This window comes from Streptomyces sp. NPDC055243 (assembly GCF_044544025.1).
GTDB lineage: Bacteria > Actinomycetota > Actinomycetes > Streptomycetales > Streptomycetaceae > Streptomyces.
The window spans coordinates 58,805-74,732 of sequence record NZ_JBITWR010000019.1 but is presented as its reverse complement, the minus strand read 5'-3'; the positions used below and the strand labels follow the sequence as shown (position 1 = coordinate 74,732).

Sequence of the window (15,928 nt, the reverse complement as noted above, 5' to 3'; positions counted from 1 at the left end):
TCCGGCCGCGGACGCGGACGGGCTGGAGCCTGCCGGGCAGGTGAGGCAGTGACGACGTGGTCGCCAGGGATGTCGTTCAAGGCGCTCTTGGCGGATGCGCCGATGGCGTACATCCGGAGACATGTCGGCGAGCGGCTGTGCGCTCTGCTCGATCTGATCGAAGGAGGCGCAGCGGAAGACGACCGCCTTCGTGCCGTTGCCCCGATCGCCATCGATGCCGAGCGTCTGGTCGCCGACGATGCTGAACGCTCCGCCCTGATCGCCTTGGTTCCGGGCCCGAAGCAGGCAGAGCTGGCACAGCGCCTGGGCTCCGTGGACGATGAGCAGCAGCCGCTGGACTACTTGCAGAGCCTGAAGTGGACGACGGACGAGCGACGCGAACTGCTGGAGTTCTTCGGCTTCGCGATCGACCGGGTGCCGTCCCTTCCCCCGGCGTTCAAGCAGGAGTCGACTCCCGAGTACGGCTTGTTCCCGCACCAGCGACACGCGGCGGCACGGGTCAAAGAGCTGCTGTACGACGGGTCCCGCCGGACGGTGCTGCACCTTCCGACGGGGGTGGGAAAGACTCGAACCGGCATGAGCCTGATCTGTGACCACCTGCGGGGACACGAACCTACTGTGGTGGTGTGGCTGGCCCACGGGCAGGAGCTGCTGGAGCAGGCCGCCACCGAGTTCGAGCGCGCCTGGACGAAGGTCGGTGACCGCCCGCTCCCTGTCCTGCGGGTATGGGGCAGTGCCCCGGCCAACCTTGCAGAAATGACCGACGGGCTTGTCGTTCTCGGCCTGGAAAAGGCTGCCTCGGCGGCCAAGGCGGACCCGCAGTTCCTGGCTACCCTCGCGGCGCGCAGCACGCTCACGGTCTTCGACGAGGCCCATCAGATCATCGCCCCCACGTTCCAGAGGGTTGTCGACGAATTGACGATCCGTCACGATTCAAGTCTGCTCGGGCTGACCGCCACACCGGGACGCACGTGGGCCGACGTCTCCAAGGACGAGGAACTCTCCGACTACTTCTCCCGGCAGAAGGTCATGCTGGAGATCGAGGGCTACACCAACCCGGTGACGGCCCTGATCGAGCAGGGGTACCTGGCCAAGCCGCTGATGCGGACCGTGGCCTCCGAGGCAGGCATGCACCTATCCGCCCGGGACCAGCAACTCCTTGCGCGGTCGTTCGACATCCCGGCCAACATGATGGCCGAGCTTGCGGGCGATGAGCAGTGGAACCTCAAGGTCGTCCAGACGATCACGGAGCTGCTCCAGCAGCACCGGCGCATCCTGGTGTTCGCTGCTTCCGTGGAGCATTGCCGACTTATCGCGGCAGTACTGTCCGCCGCCGGTTTTGATGCCGAGTTTGTTACGGGCGAGTCCTCCCCTCGGCATCGCAGCCAGGTCATATCACGCTTCAAGGGGGCCGGTCGGCGCCCCATGGTGCTGTGCAACTTCGGCGTCCTGACGACGGGCTTCGACGCGCCGGCGGCAAGCGCGGCAGTGATCGCCCGTCCCACCAAGTCTCTTGTGCTGTACAGCCAGATGGTGGGTCGCGCCATCCGTGGCCCGAAGGCTGGCGGCACTGACACCTGCGAAATCGTCACCGTCGTGAACCCGGAGCTTCCCGGGTTCGGCGACGTGGCAGAGGCATTCACCAACTGGGAAGACGTATGGGAGACAGCGTGACCAACGACGGCAGCAACTACCGGATCGTCACTCCTTCACTGACCGTCAAGGCCATGCGGGACAGCGGCTACAAGAACACCTCCTACGCCCTCGCCGAACTGATCGACAACAGCATCGACGCCAAGGCCACGCTGGTAGAGGTCTTCGCCTGCGAAAACCCGATTCAGGTTAGTTCTCGTACCAGCCACCGTGTCGAGACCATCGCTGTGCTCGACAACGGCCACGGCATGGAGACGTCGGACTTGCGGCGCGCTCTGAAGTACGGGGATGGCCACGGCGCTGACCCGAAGCGCATCGGCAGGTTCGGCATGGGCCTGCCCAACTCCAGCATGTCCCAGTGCACGCGACTCGACGTCTGGTCATGGACCAACGGGCCGGGCAACGCCATGCACACGTACCTCAATCTCGAAGACATAGAGAAGGGTCTCGTCGACGACGTTCCCGAGCCCCATCACGACCCGCTGCCGGACTACTGGCGCAACCTGAGCGAGGGCCTCGACAACACGGGCACCCTTGTCGTCTGGAGCAATCTTGACAAGGTCAACTGGTACGGGGCTGCGGCGACGTTCAAGCACACCGCGGACCTCATCGGCCGGGTCTACCGGCACTACCTTCGCGATGGACGCGTCGAAATCAGGATGGCGCCCGTCAGGGACGGCGAGGTAGTCGGCCGCGAGTACCGCGCCGAGCCCAACGACCCCTTGTACCTCATGGGGTCCTCTTCCACGCCAGAGCCGTTCTCGGACCAGCCGATGTTCATGCCCTTCTCCATGGGCAGCGAGTCCGAGCCGGGGATTGCACACTTTCCCGTTCTCTACGGCGGCAAGAAACACAACATCACCGTCCGCGCCTCCATCGCACGTCCGGAAGCTCGCCGCCCCGACGTCGACGGCCACCCGTGGCCCGACGGCACAAGCCGTGTACAGGACGCCGGTGATCTTCCTTGGGGCAAGCACGCAAAGCAGAACATCGGCATCTCGCTCGTCCGACAGGGCCGGGAGCTGGAACTCGACGCGTCGTGGGCCATTGGATACAACCCGGTCGAACGCTGGTGGGGCATCGAGGTCGAGTTCCCCCCGGAGCTCGACCCTGTTTTCGGCGTGACGAACAACAAGCAAAGCGCCACTGTCTTCGCGTCGCTGGCTCACTTCGACTGGAAGACTCACGCTGAGCCTGGCGAGTCCTTCAAAGCCTTCAAGGAACGCCTTGCCGAACTCGATGATCCGCGTCGACACCTCATCGACCTAGTGCTCTACCTCGAAGAGAAGCTACTGCGAGCCATCCGTCAGCAGCTCAAGCAACAGACAGTCGGTACCCGCAAGAACAAGAAGAGGCACCAGGACGACGTCGATGCCCGCGCGTCCGAGACAGTGAAGCGCCGTAGCGAAGAGGGCTACACCGGCAAGACCGACGAGCTCGAAGAGGGCACAACCACCGAGTCCAAGCGGCAGGAACAGGTCGCGGCCCTCACCCAGCGGCACCACCTCGATGAGGACACCGCGGAGTCGATGGTCGACGAGGCCCTGGAGAGGGATCTTCGCGCGCGGTGGATCTCGAGCTTCCAGGACACCTCCGCCTTCTTCAGCATTGACCTCATGGCTGGCATGCTGCAGGTGATCTTCAACGAGAAGCACCCTCTGCACAGTCAGCTGATGGACGTCCTCGAAGACGTCCCCGAGGACGCCGACGTCGACGACCTGCGCTATCGACTGAACCAGGCCGCCGAGACCTTCAAACTGCTGCTGTTCTCCTGGGCACGCATGGAGGACGAGACCTACCCCGATCGTGATCGAGAGCGAATTGCGGATGCGCGCCGCGAGTGGGGCCGGTATGCCCGTGACTTCGTGGACGGGAAGGCCGACGGCGCGTGAGCGAGCCCGGCCGCATCTGGAAGCAGATCGAGGAACTCATGGAGGGGGCCCACGGACGCGTCACACTCGTGGCGCCATTCATCAAACGAGAGGTCCTAACAGCCACTCTGTCCGCCCTCCCCAACACCGTCGAGGAGATTGAGTGCATCACGCGCTGGATCCCCGAGGAGGTGGCGGCAGGGGTGTCCGATCCGGAGATCATCGAGCTCATCGACGAGGACAGGCGGCTGCGCATTGCTCTCTGCCCCAGCCTGCACGCCAAGCTCTACCTCACCGGCGAGCGGTGTCTGATCGGGTCCGCCAATATGACCGGGAAGGCCACCGGGCGCGCCCCCAACGCCAACATCGAGATTCTGGTGGAGGCGCCTGCAGACCACCCGGAAGTCGTCCGGGTGCTCGCCGAGATCACGGCCCGCACGGTCGAGGCGACGCCGCACATGGCCGAGCTCGTGAGAAGACAGGCCGACCTGCTGAAGGAACATCGCCCGACTGCCTCCGACCAGTCCCGGGAGGAAGCCCCTCAGGGCTGGTATCCAGTGACACGACGCCCGGAGGCCCTCTACCCGTACTACTGCGGGAGCGCCCAGTTGGGGCGGTCCGTCGAAGCGGCCATCCTCCGGGACCTGGCACTCCTTGGCATGCCCGCAGGGTTGTCCGAGACGGAATTCTCGGACGTGATCGAGAGCCGCCTGCGGGAAATCCCGGCTCTCCAGCCGCTCGTGGCGGGAGACCGCCTGAGCAACGTGGAGTTGCAGCAAGCGCTGCAGGAGCAGGCAGGCATGACAGGCGAACAGGCCAGAAGGACCACCGAGACCATCGCAGCGTGGCTTCGGCACTTCGGCCGTTTCTACACCGACGTCGGGACGTGGGAAATCCGGCACGGACAGGAGTTGTCCTAACCCCCGTGGGCGATCGTGCCGGCCTTGCAACCAAGGCCGGCCTCCCGCCCGCACAAGGTGCTTGCCGGGGCGGCACCGTCCACGACCTCAGGCCGGACCTGATGCACTGGGATGGCTGCCGCACGCCTAGGATCTGTACCGACAGCCTGGTGAGGCAGCAGCGCCCACCTGGCGGTCACTCGGCAAGAACATCGGCGTGGGGAAGTTACGCATGTCTCAAGCGCGGGTCCCGTATTTGCTCGGGCACGCCGAGATCGCCTCCCTCTTCGCCATCGAGCGCCAGACGTCACAGAAATGGCGCACGGAAGGCACGCTCCCAGAGCCCGACCTGCTCGCGTCCGGCAACCCGTACTGGCTGCTGACGACGGTGCTTCACATCAGCGGCGACGGCGACCGCCAGGTCGATCAGCAACAATTGACGGACTACAGGGCCAGCATCCCTCACGGCTATGAAGTGCAGGCCAAGGAGCAACTGCCGGTCATCCTCGGCATCCAGGAAGCAGGCAGCGTCCTCGGTCAGGACCCACAGGCAGTCTCCCGTTGGCGTAACCGGCGGAGGATCGCCGAGGCCGACCTGGTCCTCTCCGGGTCCCCGCTCTGGCTCCTGGATACCATCCTGGCAGACGCACCACAACGGCAGCGGACCATCGACCAAGCCGAGGTCACCAAGCTCCGTGCAGGGCAGCGCGGCTCCCAGAAACCTCGCGGGCGCAGAACCAGTCCCCCTGCCGTATCTCCGCCGCAGAAGCCTCTGCCCGCCGCACGAACATTCACTGCTGCCGACCGGGCCACCGCAGCCGAGTACCTCACATCGGTTCTGTCCGACGGCTACTCCGTCACCATCACGCCTCAGCGCTAGGTCCTGTCTGGAGTTGAAATCTTTGTGGGCTGATTCGGCTATCGAACTGGTGCTTGGTTGGTAGAACCGTCGGTGTGACGCGACGTCAACTGAGCGACATTGAGTGGGAGTTGATCGAGCCGTTTCTGCCGGTCGGACAGTACGGCCCGCACCCGCAGTGGCTGCGTGAGCAGTTCGAGGGCTTGGTGTGGCGGTTCCGGACCGGCAGCCAGTGGCGGGAGATGCCGCGGGAGGAGTTCGGGGCCTGGCAGACGGTCTACGAGCGCTTTACCCAGTGACCCATAGTGTCGACTCTGGCAGAGCTGCAGGGCATTACGCTCCTTCCATGTGGAGTGAGTCGAACAACTATGGCTTCGAGAACGAGCAGGACTACCTGCGGTCGATCAAGAAGGACGACAGCTACACGTTCACGTACCCGTTCGAGTACATCGCTAAGAACCACGGGAACCACAACTACGACATCGGCACAGCGGACATGGTGGTCCGGGTCCAGTGGACCGACACGGAGGCCGGGTACACGATGGCCTACGACGTCCCCGAGATGGACAAGATCGACCCCGCTGAGGGGAACGGCGATGCAGCGAGCTTCTACGAGAGCGACGTTTGCTGGAGGCTCGAAAGCGACCTCGACGACATGGGGATCAGCTTCGAGCTTCGTGCCTTCTAGGGCCTGTCTGGAGTCGTGCATCACGTGGCGGGGTCGAGGCTGCGCATCCAGATGATCGAGCTGCGTAGCTGGAGCCCTGCCATGTAGCTGTCGGGTGTCTTGTCGTAGCGCGTGGCCAAGCCCCGCCAGGCCCGGATCCTGTTGATGCAGCGCTCCACGGTTTGCGGTCCTTGTACCGCTCGGCGTCGTGGGAGACCGGTCGGCCGTCGGCGCTGCCGCGCTTCTTGCGGTTGGCGGCCTGGTCGGCCTTCTCCTGGATCACGGCCTTGATGCCGTGTTTGCGCAGGTGGGCGCGGTTGGCCCGGGAGGAGTACGCCCTGTCGGCAGCAACCGCGTCGGGGCGGGTGCGGGGGCGGCCGACGGGCCCGCGCACCCTGACGTTTTCCAGTACCGCGACGAACTGAGGACTGTCGGCATCCTGCCCGGGGGTGAGCACGAACGCCAGCGGGCGCCAGCGGGGGTCCGCCGCGAGGTGGACCTAGCTGGTCAGCCCGCCGCGCGAGCGGCCCAGCACCACCGCCGTGAGCCGGGCACGGCGCTGCCGCCGCACCCGTCGACGCTCCGCCCGGTCCGCCTCCCGCTCTTGCGACTGGGCCGCCCTCGGGGCATTTTGCCCGGTTTTCGCTGCCCCTTTTTCTTCGCCGCAGCCTCCTCCAGCGCGTCAGGACCTCCGGGTCCACCACCATCCCGGCCGCGTCGTGGTACGCACGCGCCACCGTGGAGTCCACGCTCACCAACGACATGTCCGCCTGGCCGCGTCGGGCGGCCTCGGCGATCATCCCCTCCATCGGCGCGGCGAACACACCCTCGTCCCGCCACTGGGTAAAGCGCTCGTAGACCGTCTGCAGGCCCCGAACTCCTCCCGCGGCATCTCCCGCCACTGGCTGCCGGTCCGGAACCGCCACACCAAGCCCTCGAACTGCTCACGCAGCCGCTGCGGGTGCGGGTGCGGGTGCGGGCCGTACTGTCCGACCGGCAGAAACGGCTCGATCAACTCCCACTCAATGTCGCTCAGTTGACGTCGCGTCACACCGACGGTTCTACCAATCAAGCACCAGTTCGATAGCCGAATCAGCCCACAAAGATTTCAACTCCAGACAGGACCGAGTTCGCCCCTCCGCGCACAACGTCCGGCGCACAAGTGCCCCACGCCAGCACATAGCTGTTTCCGCTGTTCGCCGACAGCTGCGAGAGGAACACTTGATTTACTGGAATTCCATCCATACTCTCTCTCGCGTGTCGATCTTGCAGCAGACCTCGGGAGCCCATCACGCCGACCCAACCGACCCCACTCCTCAAGCCGCTTCCAGCGAGCCGAACCGGCACCCCCTGAGGGCCATTTCCTACGGCGGTGGCGTCCAGAGCACGGCCCTGCTCGTACTGGCCGCTCGCAGGGAGATCGACTTCCGCACCTTCCTCTTCGCCAACGTCGGCGACGACAGCGAGCACCCAGCGACGCTGGCCTACGTCCGCGAGATCGCCATCCCGTACGCCGCCCGCGCCGGGCTTGAGGTTCATGAGCTCGATCGCCGCCGTCGGGACGGAACTACCGAAACGCTCATGCAGCGGCTGAACCGGCCGGACACACGGTCGATCCCCATCCCTGTCCGCATGGCCAACGGAGCTCCGGGCCGACGCAACTGCACGGCAGACTTCAAGATCAAGGTGGTCGGACGGTGGCTCCGGGAGCACGGAGCCACCGCAGAGCATCCAGCGGCGGTTGGCATCGGCATATCGCTCGACGAAATCCACCGAGCCAATCGTCGACGAAGTGAGTCCCACGAGGTAGTCGAGTACCCGCTGCTCGACCTCAGGCTCCGCAGGGACGACTGCGAGCGCATCATCGGCGAGGCCGGTCTGCCAGTGCCGCCCAAGAGCTCGTGTTTCTTCTGCCCCTTCCGTACGGTCGGCGCATGGCGTCACCAGCGTAGACACGAGCCGGAGCTGTTCGCCTTGCCGGTCCAGCTGGAGGAGACGATCAATCGGCGGCGGGCCGCGCTCGGGCGGGACGCCGTGTATCTCACGAGGTACGGTGTCCCGCTCACCCAGGCCATCCCTGATGTGTCCCCGAGTGATGGCGGCGTCGACGACGAAAGTTCTTGCGACTCGGGTTGGTGCATGACCTGAAATGCCCTGAGCGGGGCCAGAAGCCATGGGCTTTGGCCCCGCTCGCGATTCCCCCTGAGGCTGCAGGAGTGAAGCCGCATTGGACCGAAGTCAGGGCGGAGCTAGCGATATTCGCCGGCGAACCGGTTTGCAGCCCGCCGCCGGAGAGCAGACGGTGTGATGGACTCAGAGCTCGGGCGGCTCGCCGGGGGCAAGGTGGAGAACAGCCAGATACTCGCCGTAGGGCATCTCTTCGTCCACCCATCGGCTGTCACCGGAGGCGTCGGGAATCCACATTCCGTCCAGGAGGTACTTGTCGTCGAAGGCCGTGACGCGGCCTTTCTTCACCGCTGCTGCCATCAGCACCTGGATCCCCAGCAGAAGCACCGTGGAGGCTTCCCTGGCGGCGCAGACCTCAGCGTGCCCAGCGGCGGAGATCTTCATATCCGCGTCGTCGGTCGGCTCGGGAATGCCCGCACGTCCGTGTACCGCCTCCTCGTGCAAGGCAATCGCCTGCACCACTCCCGTCGCGAGCGGCGCATCGCTGTTACCTGCATGGTCCGGGGAGTGTGTCCCCAAGTGCTCGGCAACCGCTCGTGCGTGTACGGGCAGCGCTTCGGCGTGGTGCTGCAACTGCTGTTCAGCCGCTTCGATGGCGTGCCCGGGATGCGTAGCATCGGGGTGCAGCAGCCGGGCGAACCCCTCGAGTGCTGCGCGCAGGTGGCCGAGCCGGACCTGGTGCAGCTGCCATCTCTCCATCATCTCTGTCCAAACGGCATCGAAGTCGCTGCCTACCGAGCACATGCCGCCGTCGTCGTAGGACATGTCGAAGGTCATCGTGTGCAGCCCCTGGGCGAGGCGCAGCCACTTGTAGGCGTTGTCCCAGACCTCCTGCGCCCCCGGCGCTCCGGCGACCGCGGAGGCGTGCTCGACCCAGTCGGTGAGTTCACGGACGTGGTCCTCGGGCTCGGACAGCGCAAGGGTTGACTGCGTTCGGTAGGAGGGCAGGCAGGAGCCGCCCGATCGAGTGGTGGTCATGGACGGAGCGTCTCACGCACCACTGACAATCACGCCGGGATCGAAGGCTGGCGCGAGGCTCATGTGCTGGTGGTTCGTCGCACAAGCCGGTGACCGCGCAATTCCCTTTCGCAGCGCATGAGTTCGCGCTCCCATCCCTCTTCAGTGCCGATCAAGTGCGGGCTCTCGTAGAGGCCAGCGCGTACTTCGGCTTCGGTGAGCCGCCGGTACTTGGGCGCATCGGGATCGTCCTCTGCGAGGAATTCGTGTTTGCGGTGCAGGAGCGGACGGTTGGTCGAGTCTGCGTACGAGGTGAAGGAAGACTTGAGGGTCTTCAGGTCGACGGCGTACGACGCCGCGAGGCGGGGGTGGGGGTCTGTATCGAACTCTGAGTAGTCGAGCCAGCTGGCGCCGCGTCCCTGGTGGCGGAGCTTGACGACGGACCACTCGCCAGGCCGGCCGGCAGCGATACTCGCGCACTGCTCATACAAGCGCAGTACGGTCGGGACCCGGTGAAGCGCCCGGCGATGAACGTATAGAGCGGTTGCGGTGAACTTGCCGGCGATCGATCCGTTCATCGCCCGGCGGATGTATGCGTCATCGCGCAGCTTGAGCAGCAGGCGATCGGCTCGCTGACACGCTTCGGTGTACGAGGGGAAGAAGGCGCGAACGTCCAGCTGAATGGGGAGCGGCAGACTGGTTGCAGGACCTCGGCCATGAAAGAGCTCCAGGGCAAGGAACTCTAGTACGTCGCGAGCACCGCGCTCCGCGCTGCGCTCCACCTTCACCGGGTCTGCTGCCTGCTCGGCAAGGCGCTTCAGCTCAACGGGGCGTAGGTGGCCAAGGAGGCCGATGATCGGCTGCGGCATTTCCTCCAGCTGAGGCATCCGGCCGCGCTGTTCGAGGTGATCGACGACGGAAGTGATCGCCGAGGCGGTGTCCTCAGACTCCAGCCACGCGCCCTCGGGCGCAATCTGGCGTGCCAGGTAGCTGAGGCGGGCCTCGTCGTCCTTGAAGGCGTAGACGATGCCCGGCGCCGCCGACACGCAGCGCACTCCCGTTGCGTCCTCGACGTAGTCGCGGAGTTCCCCAGCCGCGTAGAGATGCTGGAAGGTGCGGCGCTGAGTCAAGATGCCGTCACCGTGCGCTGTCCCTCTGATCTGGTTGCGCTCCCAACGCAGTCGCGCAGACACCACGAGCACAGAACTAGTGAGTCCCCACGCTCGCAAGAGCGTCTCGCGCCGTTCGGCTGAGTCTTCAATGACGTTCAGGACGTAGGTGAGAAGGACGACGTCGGCTAGCCTGCGGAGACCGTCGGGGAAATGCACTGGGTCCCAACCCGTGACGTCGAGACCGAGGTGTTGAAGTGCGCGCACATCACCGCCGCGCCCACACCCGTAGTCGAGTACTTCCGTCCCAGGTTCCATTTTCAGGTCGCTAAGGGCGCGACGAGCCGGTAGCGATAGCCCGACACGGCCGATGGCGGTCTGATGCCTCTGACTTCTCCAGAGCTGCTGCGTCATCGGTGTCCCCTATTGCAACGGACCGGCCAGCACACGACGTCCCCGCACCCTACGCTGGCACTCACTCCTATATCCGTTCATCTACGCTGAGCCTCTGGACTCATCGCGCGATCGCTTCAGCTACACGGCGCCCAACTGATCCCGGCTCTATATGACTTAGCCTGCAACCAGACGTAGGCCACGATGACACGAGGGGTCACGCCGGTACGCACGCGGGGACGAGGCGGGCAAGGGAGCAGATGGACAGCTACGGCAAGTTGGTGAGGGACCGGATCCCTGAAATCATTCGGGCCGAGGGGACAAAGCCGATCACCTACGTCGCCGGTTCCCAGGAATACCGCAGCAGACTTCGGGACAAACTGGGCGAGGAAGTCGCCGAGTTCTTGTCGGCAGACGAGGCGGTGGCTCTAGGGGAGCTCGCGGACGTACTGGAAGTCGTGCACGCGCTCGCTGCAGACCTGGGCACGGACTCGGCAGGACTGGAAAGTGTCCGCCAGGCCAAGGCGCGAGAGCGGGGCGTTTTCGCCGACCGGATCATCTGGAAGGGCAACTGCTGATCCACTCGGCCCAGTACTGGTAGGCCCGTGGATGGTCACGACGATCAACCACGGCCTGCGGCGTCACCGGCACTCGGCGGGCGCATATATCCCCCGAGCGGCGGTCGGCAGCTCCTGGAAGAGCTTGCGCAGACGGGTGGCCGGATCGTCAAACAGGAAGCCCATGGCCGGAGGCCGAGAACTGGCCGAGCCGTATCACCGCTGCCCGGAGATCGGGGCACCTCCCCGGCTGCTCCATCCGGCACAGCCGGCCGCGCCGCAAGACAGTGGCGCAGCGAGTCTGCACTTGGAACCCGCCGCAGTAGCTCCACCGGACGCCTCGTCAGGGTCGCGACGCCGCGACATACCTGAAAGCCAGACCGAGGGCCCCAGGCGAGTTCGAATACCCACCGGTGCCGAAGTGAGGTTCGATGCTCGTCTACCAACGATGCAGAAGCGACAAACGCAGCCCCCACTACTCCTGCCAGCGCACCCGATGCGGGCACTCCTGGACCGTACGCTACCGCGAGCCACGCAGCGCCGGAGGCCGCCAACGCGAGCGCAGTTTTGACCTGAAGTGGCAGGCAGATGCCTATGCCGCACGACTGCAACGAGACAAATACGAGGGTCTCTTCCTCGATCCTAGACGCGGTCAGATCCCCTTGGGCGCCTACGCCAAGCAGTGGTTGGAGCGCCAGGCCGTCAGTGAAGCCACTTACCGCAATTATGAGAGCTTTCTACGCATCCATCTGCTCCCGCGCCTCGGAGATCGGCCTTTGGCCGGGATCGAGCGATACGACATCGAAGTCCTCGTCGCTGCCCTGGGCCAGGATCTCGCCGCGAGCACGGTGCGCGACCGTATGAAGGCAGTCTCGAGCAAAGACAAGCGACGGCCCGATGACCCCACCGACGGCGTCAAACTCCCCCGTAGTGCATCCCCCGCGCTCGATGAGGACCTGCTGCCTACTCTGGCGGAAGTCGATCTGATCGCCGAGCGCATCTCACCGCACTACCGGCTGAGCGTGTACCTACAAGCTGGAGCGGGTCTACGGATCAGCGAAGCCCTCGCCTTCACTACCGATTGCCGCCGCTCCGAGTTCCTTCGGGTGCGCCAGCAGGTCAGCTCCAAGGCCCACCGCTTGGACTGCGCAACGCGGTTCGTACCGCTCAAGCACCGCACCGCCAAGGAGTACCGGGACGTTCCACTGGCGCCCTTTCTCGCCCACGAGATCGAAAAGCATCTAAGCGAGTGGGGGACATCGACCGTGTCCGGACACCATGTGCTGTTCGCGCCACGCCTCCGCGGCAAGGGGACCATGCCCACGGCCACCACGTATGCGTATCACTTCCGTAAAGCACTCAGGGACGCGGAACTCATCCACCCCGACGGCGCTCCGTTGTACACCCCTCACTGCCTGCGCCACTTCTTCGCCTCCAGTGCCCTGGGGCACGGCATCCCGGTGCACGAAGTCTCCCGCTGGCTCGGGCACCGGTCGATCAAGACCACGGTCGACATCTACGGGCACCTCATCCCCGCCTCCTGGGACCGCTGCCGGACGATCATGCAGGCAGTGCTGCGGCCCCCACCCGCCTGACGGTCGGCACCGGGTGTCTCACCCGAGGGTCAACTGTCTCCGTCCGCTCGAACAGGTGAATCTGCAGACCGATGTTTTGGCCCCCCCACTTGGATATCGCGGAAGCCACGCCGAGTCCGCTGCTCCACGCAATCAGCGGCGCGTCCGTGCGGCGGTGGCGCGGCACCGGCGGATCCCCGATTACCCAAGACCCTGTTGCCCGATTCGGTGGTCAGGCCGCGAGGGCCATGCCGAGTCGCGCAAAGTGGCTGGCACGTGTGGGGCTGATCGGTGTACCGGTCCACCAGGCGTCCAGGCGGACGACGTTGAGTGCGGTCGCGGTCAGCACATGAGCGAGCCGGGTTCTATCCAGTCCCCGGTATCGAGTGGTCCGCACTCCTGTAACTCGGACGGCTTGGTTCATCGTCCCCTCGACACCGGCCCTGACGGCGTAGCGCTCCTTCCACTCGTCACTGTCCTGGTTATGCCGGGCGGTCTCGATCTCCTCGTACAGAGGCTGGGGACGGATGGTGAGTCTGCGCTGCCCGCCAAGTGCCGTACTGGTGCACTGTGCCCGCAGCGAGCATGGCTTGCAGTCGTTTCGGCGGAAGGCGACCCTGATCAGCGGTGCGCCCCGGCTTGTCTCCTCCCGCCAGGCGCTGCTGGTCTTGCCGTCCGGGCAGGTGACGTGCTGGTGCTCGAAGTCGATAACGAACGCGGGCAGGGCGAAACGCCCGCCGTCCTTGGACTGCTGGCTCGTGGAGAGCTGCAGGGGGCCCACCAGGTTGATTGCCTTGGCTCGTGCGGAGACCAGGTGTTCGGCGCTGGTGTATCCGGCATCGACGAGGTGTTCGCCGGGTTTCACGGCCCTCTTGGCCTGGTGTGTGTGGATGATGCCGGTCATCTCCACATCGCCCACGGCGGCGTGGGTGGTCTCCACATTCGTGATCAGGTGCGGCTGCCCGGGCTCACAGACTTCGGAGAGGTGAACCTTGTAGCCGATGTACTCAAAACCACGCTTGACCGAGTACCGGGCCTCGGGATCGTAGGGCGAGCAGAGCAGGAGCTTGCCGGGCGGGAGGTCCTTGTCCTTGGCTCTCCGCGGGCTCACCCCGCTGTCCTGGCCGCGGTGGAATTGCTGGACCCAGGTCCGACGCAGGATCTCGATGGCGGGCAGCTGCCGCAGCCAGGCTGGTGCCTCGGGCGTCCAGATGGCTTCCAACAAGGCGAACCCGTCCTGCCCCACCGTGATCAGGTAGTCCTGGCGGGCACCCTCCGCGCGGGGCAGCCGGTAGGCGTCAACGCGGCCGCCGTAGCGTTCGAACCAGGCCCGAGGCGCTACTTGAGCCAACCAGGCAGGAGCGGCGACGGTGACAGCCTCCAGTGCGGCGCGCAGGGTCTCGCCGGCGAGCTCCATCCGGTTCAAGGTTCGGATGGCGGCCAGGACATGGGTGGAGTCCGTGCGCTGAAGACCCCCTGCCCGCAGCAGGTCCATTTCCTTCGCGCGTTGCAGGAACATGTCGAGAATCTTCTCCTCCAGACCGTGCTCGATCAGGCGGGCGCGGAAACCGCACAACACAGAGAAGTCGAAGCCAGGGTCTTCCAGCTCTAGCGACAGGGCGTACTTCCAGTCGATCCGGCCTTTGACTTGCTCGGCAGCCTGCCGGTCGGTCAGGTTCTCGGCATACTGCAGCACCGAGACCAAAGCCAGCATGCCGGGAGACAGACCGGGGCCGCCCCGGCTGGGGAACGCCTCGACGAACTGCTCGTCCTCGAAGAGCACCCCGATTTCATCGCGCAGTCGCATGGCCAGACAGCCCTTGCGGAACGCCAGACGGGCCACCCGCGCGGTGGCATCGGGCACGGCAGGGATGGGGCGCGGACACATGGACATCTCGGCCTCCTGACCTCCCCGCTCTGACCTACCACCACAATGAGGGTCAGGCTGGTCGAGCGGAACACACCACCGAATCGGGCAGCAGGGTCTTCGCTAACCGGGGATGCACAGAGATAGGTAGTGACATGCGCTTCGGGGGTGGCCCAGGGGCGATTCGTCCATCCGGACTTCACGCCCAGGTGCCGATGTCTACTGCCCCTGGGGGAAAATTGAGTTCGGGCATGTTGGCCTGGTGGTTCGGCTAATAGTTGATCAGCAGGCGGTGTCGCGGACGAGTTCGCTGCTCGTCCGACGGTAGGGGGAGCTTGGCGGCTCGGTCGGAGCCAGGAAGATGATGGCGAAGTGACTCTCGGCGTATGCTTAACGATGGCAGGTGAAACATCGAATCTGGGCCCATTCGCCTCTGTTCGGTTTTGGTGCCTACGAATTAACCAGGGCTGCCCGATACTGAAGTTAATCGATCCTCGACGCGCTAACTAATCTTCCCTCTCGTGCTCAAAGTTGCAAGGCATACGCGATTCACGGTGGACACACAGGCTCCCTTGGAATTTCGGGCAAGTATTTCGACCGTTCCTCCTGGGTGAAATCTCGGTGAATGGCTTGGCAGATTTTTTTAATCGCCTCTTCTGGGCTCGGTATGGCTATGTTAAGCAGCTGCACCGTTGCCGAATCGATGTTCCTGGCAAGAGTTGAACCATCGGAGCTCAAGGCAATTGAAACCGCGAAGGAGGAATCGTTGAAGAATATGTCGCGGATTTCACCTGCAGCCACATCCCATATGCGGATAGTCCCATCCCCTCCGCTTGCTATGAGTGCATTTTCGTCTGGGGTGAATATTATCGATTCTACGCCGTAGGGGTGATTGGAGAGAGTCTTGATTCTCTTGCCGGTTGTCACGTTGAATAGCCGCACAGTGCCGTCGCCGCAGCCGGTCGCGACGATGGAACCGTCCGGACTAAATGTGGCGGCGGACACGCCATTTTCGACTATCCCGGTTAACCCGTCTAGCGGTTTACCATGGCCGGTGAGGGTCTTTCTCCTCTTGCCAGTATTCAAGTCCCAGAGTCGTGCGGTGTTATCCTCGCTGCCGGTGGCCAGAGTCGCGCCATCTGGGCTGAATGCCACCGACGTAATCGCGTCTCGGTGGCCGGTGAGGGTCTTTCTCGCCTTGCCGGAATTCAAGTCCCAGAGTCGTGCGGTGTTATCCTCACTGCCGGTGGCCAGAGTCGCGCCATCTGGGCTGAATGCCACCGACGTAATCGCGTCTCGGTGGCCGGTGAGGGTCTTTCTCGCCTTGCCGGAATT

Annotated in this window: 12 protein-coding genes and 2 pseudogenes; 9 read left to right on the top strand and 5 right to left on the bottom strand. The window is 64.8% G+C overall.

The window, feature by feature from the left end; all coding sequences use genetic code 11:
• Window positions 1-48: 48 nt before the first annotated feature.
• The 6 genes and pseudogenes from ACIGXX_RS37480 (at window position 49) to ACIGXX_RS37455 (ending at window position 5,970) form a co-directional block, all read left to right on the top strand.
• A complete protein-coding gene (locus ACIGXX_RS37480) occupies window positions 49-1,674 on the top strand; it encodes a DEAD/DEAH box helicase (protein WP_399982655.1) in 1,626 nt (541 codons plus the stop codon).
• Window positions 1,671-3,545, top strand: coding sequence for an ATP-binding protein (locus ACIGXX_RS37475; protein WP_399982652.1), 1,875 nt, complete (start codon window positions 1,671-1,673; stop codon window positions 3,543-3,545). The genes ACIGXX_RS37480 and ACIGXX_RS37475 overlap by 4 nt, the downstream gene beginning before the upstream one ends.
• Window positions 3,542-4,444: a phospholipase D family protein gene (locus ACIGXX_RS37470; RefSeq protein WP_399982649.1), complete on the top strand. Its 903-nt coding sequence runs from the start codon at window positions 3,542-3,544 to the stop codon at window positions 4,442-4,444. Before ACIGXX_RS37475 ends, ACIGXX_RS37470 begins: the two co-directional genes overlap by 4 nt.
• A 211-nt stretch (window positions 4,445-4,655) precedes the next feature.
• Window positions 4,656-5,303, top strand: a complete 648-nt coding sequence (locus ACIGXX_RS37465) for a hypothetical protein (protein WP_399982646.1) — start codon at window positions 4,656-4,658, stop codon at window positions 5,301-5,303.
• A gap of 74 nt (window positions 5,304-5,377) precedes the next feature.
• Window positions 5,378-5,572 (top strand): annotated as a pseudogene (locus ACIGXX_RS37460) (transposase); the annotation flags it as partial.
• A gap of 56 nt (window positions 5,573-5,628) precedes the next feature.
• Window positions 5,629-5,970 (top strand): hypothetical protein, encoded by a 342-nt coding sequence (locus tag ACIGXX_RS37455; protein WP_399982643.1) that lies wholly within the window; start codon window positions 5,629-5,631, stop codon window positions 5,968-5,970.
• 20 nt (window positions 5,971-5,990) lie between these two features.
• Here the strand turns inward: ACIGXX_RS37455 and ACIGXX_RS37450 are convergent.
• Window positions 5,991-7,000, bottom strand: a pseudogene (locus tag ACIGXX_RS37450) (IS5 family transposase).
• A 299-nt stretch (window positions 7,001-7,299) separates the two neighbouring features.
• Here ACIGXX_RS37450 and ACIGXX_RS37445 point away from each other — a divergent pair.
• Window positions 7,300-8,097 carry a phosphoadenosine phosphosulfate reductase gene (locus tag ACIGXX_RS37445; RefSeq protein ID WP_399982771.1) on the top strand — a complete coding sequence of 266 codons (798 nt, stop codon included), beginning with the start codon at window positions 7,300-7,302 and terminating at the stop codon, window positions 8,095-8,097.
• 165 nt (window positions 8,098-8,262) lie between these two features.
• Here the strand turns inward: ACIGXX_RS37445 and ACIGXX_RS37440 are convergent, their stop codons facing one another.
• Together ACIGXX_RS37440 and ACIGXX_RS37435 are read right to left on the bottom strand one after the other, a co-directional pair.
• Window positions 8,263-9,114, bottom strand: a complete 852-nt coding sequence (locus tag ACIGXX_RS37440) for a hypothetical protein (protein ID WP_399982640.1) — start codon at window positions 9,112-9,114, stop codon at window positions 8,263-8,265.
• Between the two features lie 59 nt (window positions 9,115-9,173).
• On the bottom strand, window positions 9,174-10,616 hold the full coding sequence (locus tag ACIGXX_RS37435) for a DNA phosphorothioation-associated putative methyltransferase (RefSeq protein WP_399982637.1): 1,443 nt from the start codon (window positions 10,614-10,616) through the stop codon (window positions 9,174-9,176).
• A 239-nt stretch (window positions 10,617-10,855) separates the two neighbouring features.
• Here ACIGXX_RS37435 and ACIGXX_RS37430 point away from each other — a divergent pair, with 239 nt between their 5' ends.
• Complete coding sequence (locus tag ACIGXX_RS37430) at window positions 10,856-11,173, top strand: nucleoside triphosphate pyrophosphohydrolase (RefSeq protein ID WP_399982634.1); 318 nt, start codon at window positions 10,856-10,858, stop codon at window positions 11,171-11,173.
• A 410-nt stretch (window positions 11,174-11,583) separates the two neighbouring features.
• Entirely contained in the window at window positions 11,584-12,747 is a 1,164-nt protein-coding gene (locus ACIGXX_RS37425; protein ID WP_399982630.1) for a tyrosine-type recombinase/integrase, read from the top strand.
• A gap of 211 nt (window positions 12,748-12,958) precedes the next feature.
• Here ACIGXX_RS37425 and ACIGXX_RS37420 read toward each other — a convergent pair whose 3' ends face one another.
• Together ACIGXX_RS37420 and ACIGXX_RS37415 are read right to left on the bottom strand one after the other, a co-directional pair.
• Window positions 12,959-14,590 carry an IS1182 family transposase gene (locus tag ACIGXX_RS37420; RefSeq protein WP_399982627.1) on the bottom strand — a complete coding sequence of 544 codons (1,632 nt, stop codon included), beginning with the start codon at window positions 14,588-14,590 and terminating at the stop codon, window positions 12,959-12,961.
• Window positions 14,591-15,142: 552 nt separating this feature from the next.
• Window positions 15,143-15,928 (bottom strand): WD40 repeat domain-containing protein (locus tag ACIGXX_RS37415; RefSeq protein WP_399982623.1); only part of this gene is annotated, 786 nt, incomplete at its 5' end.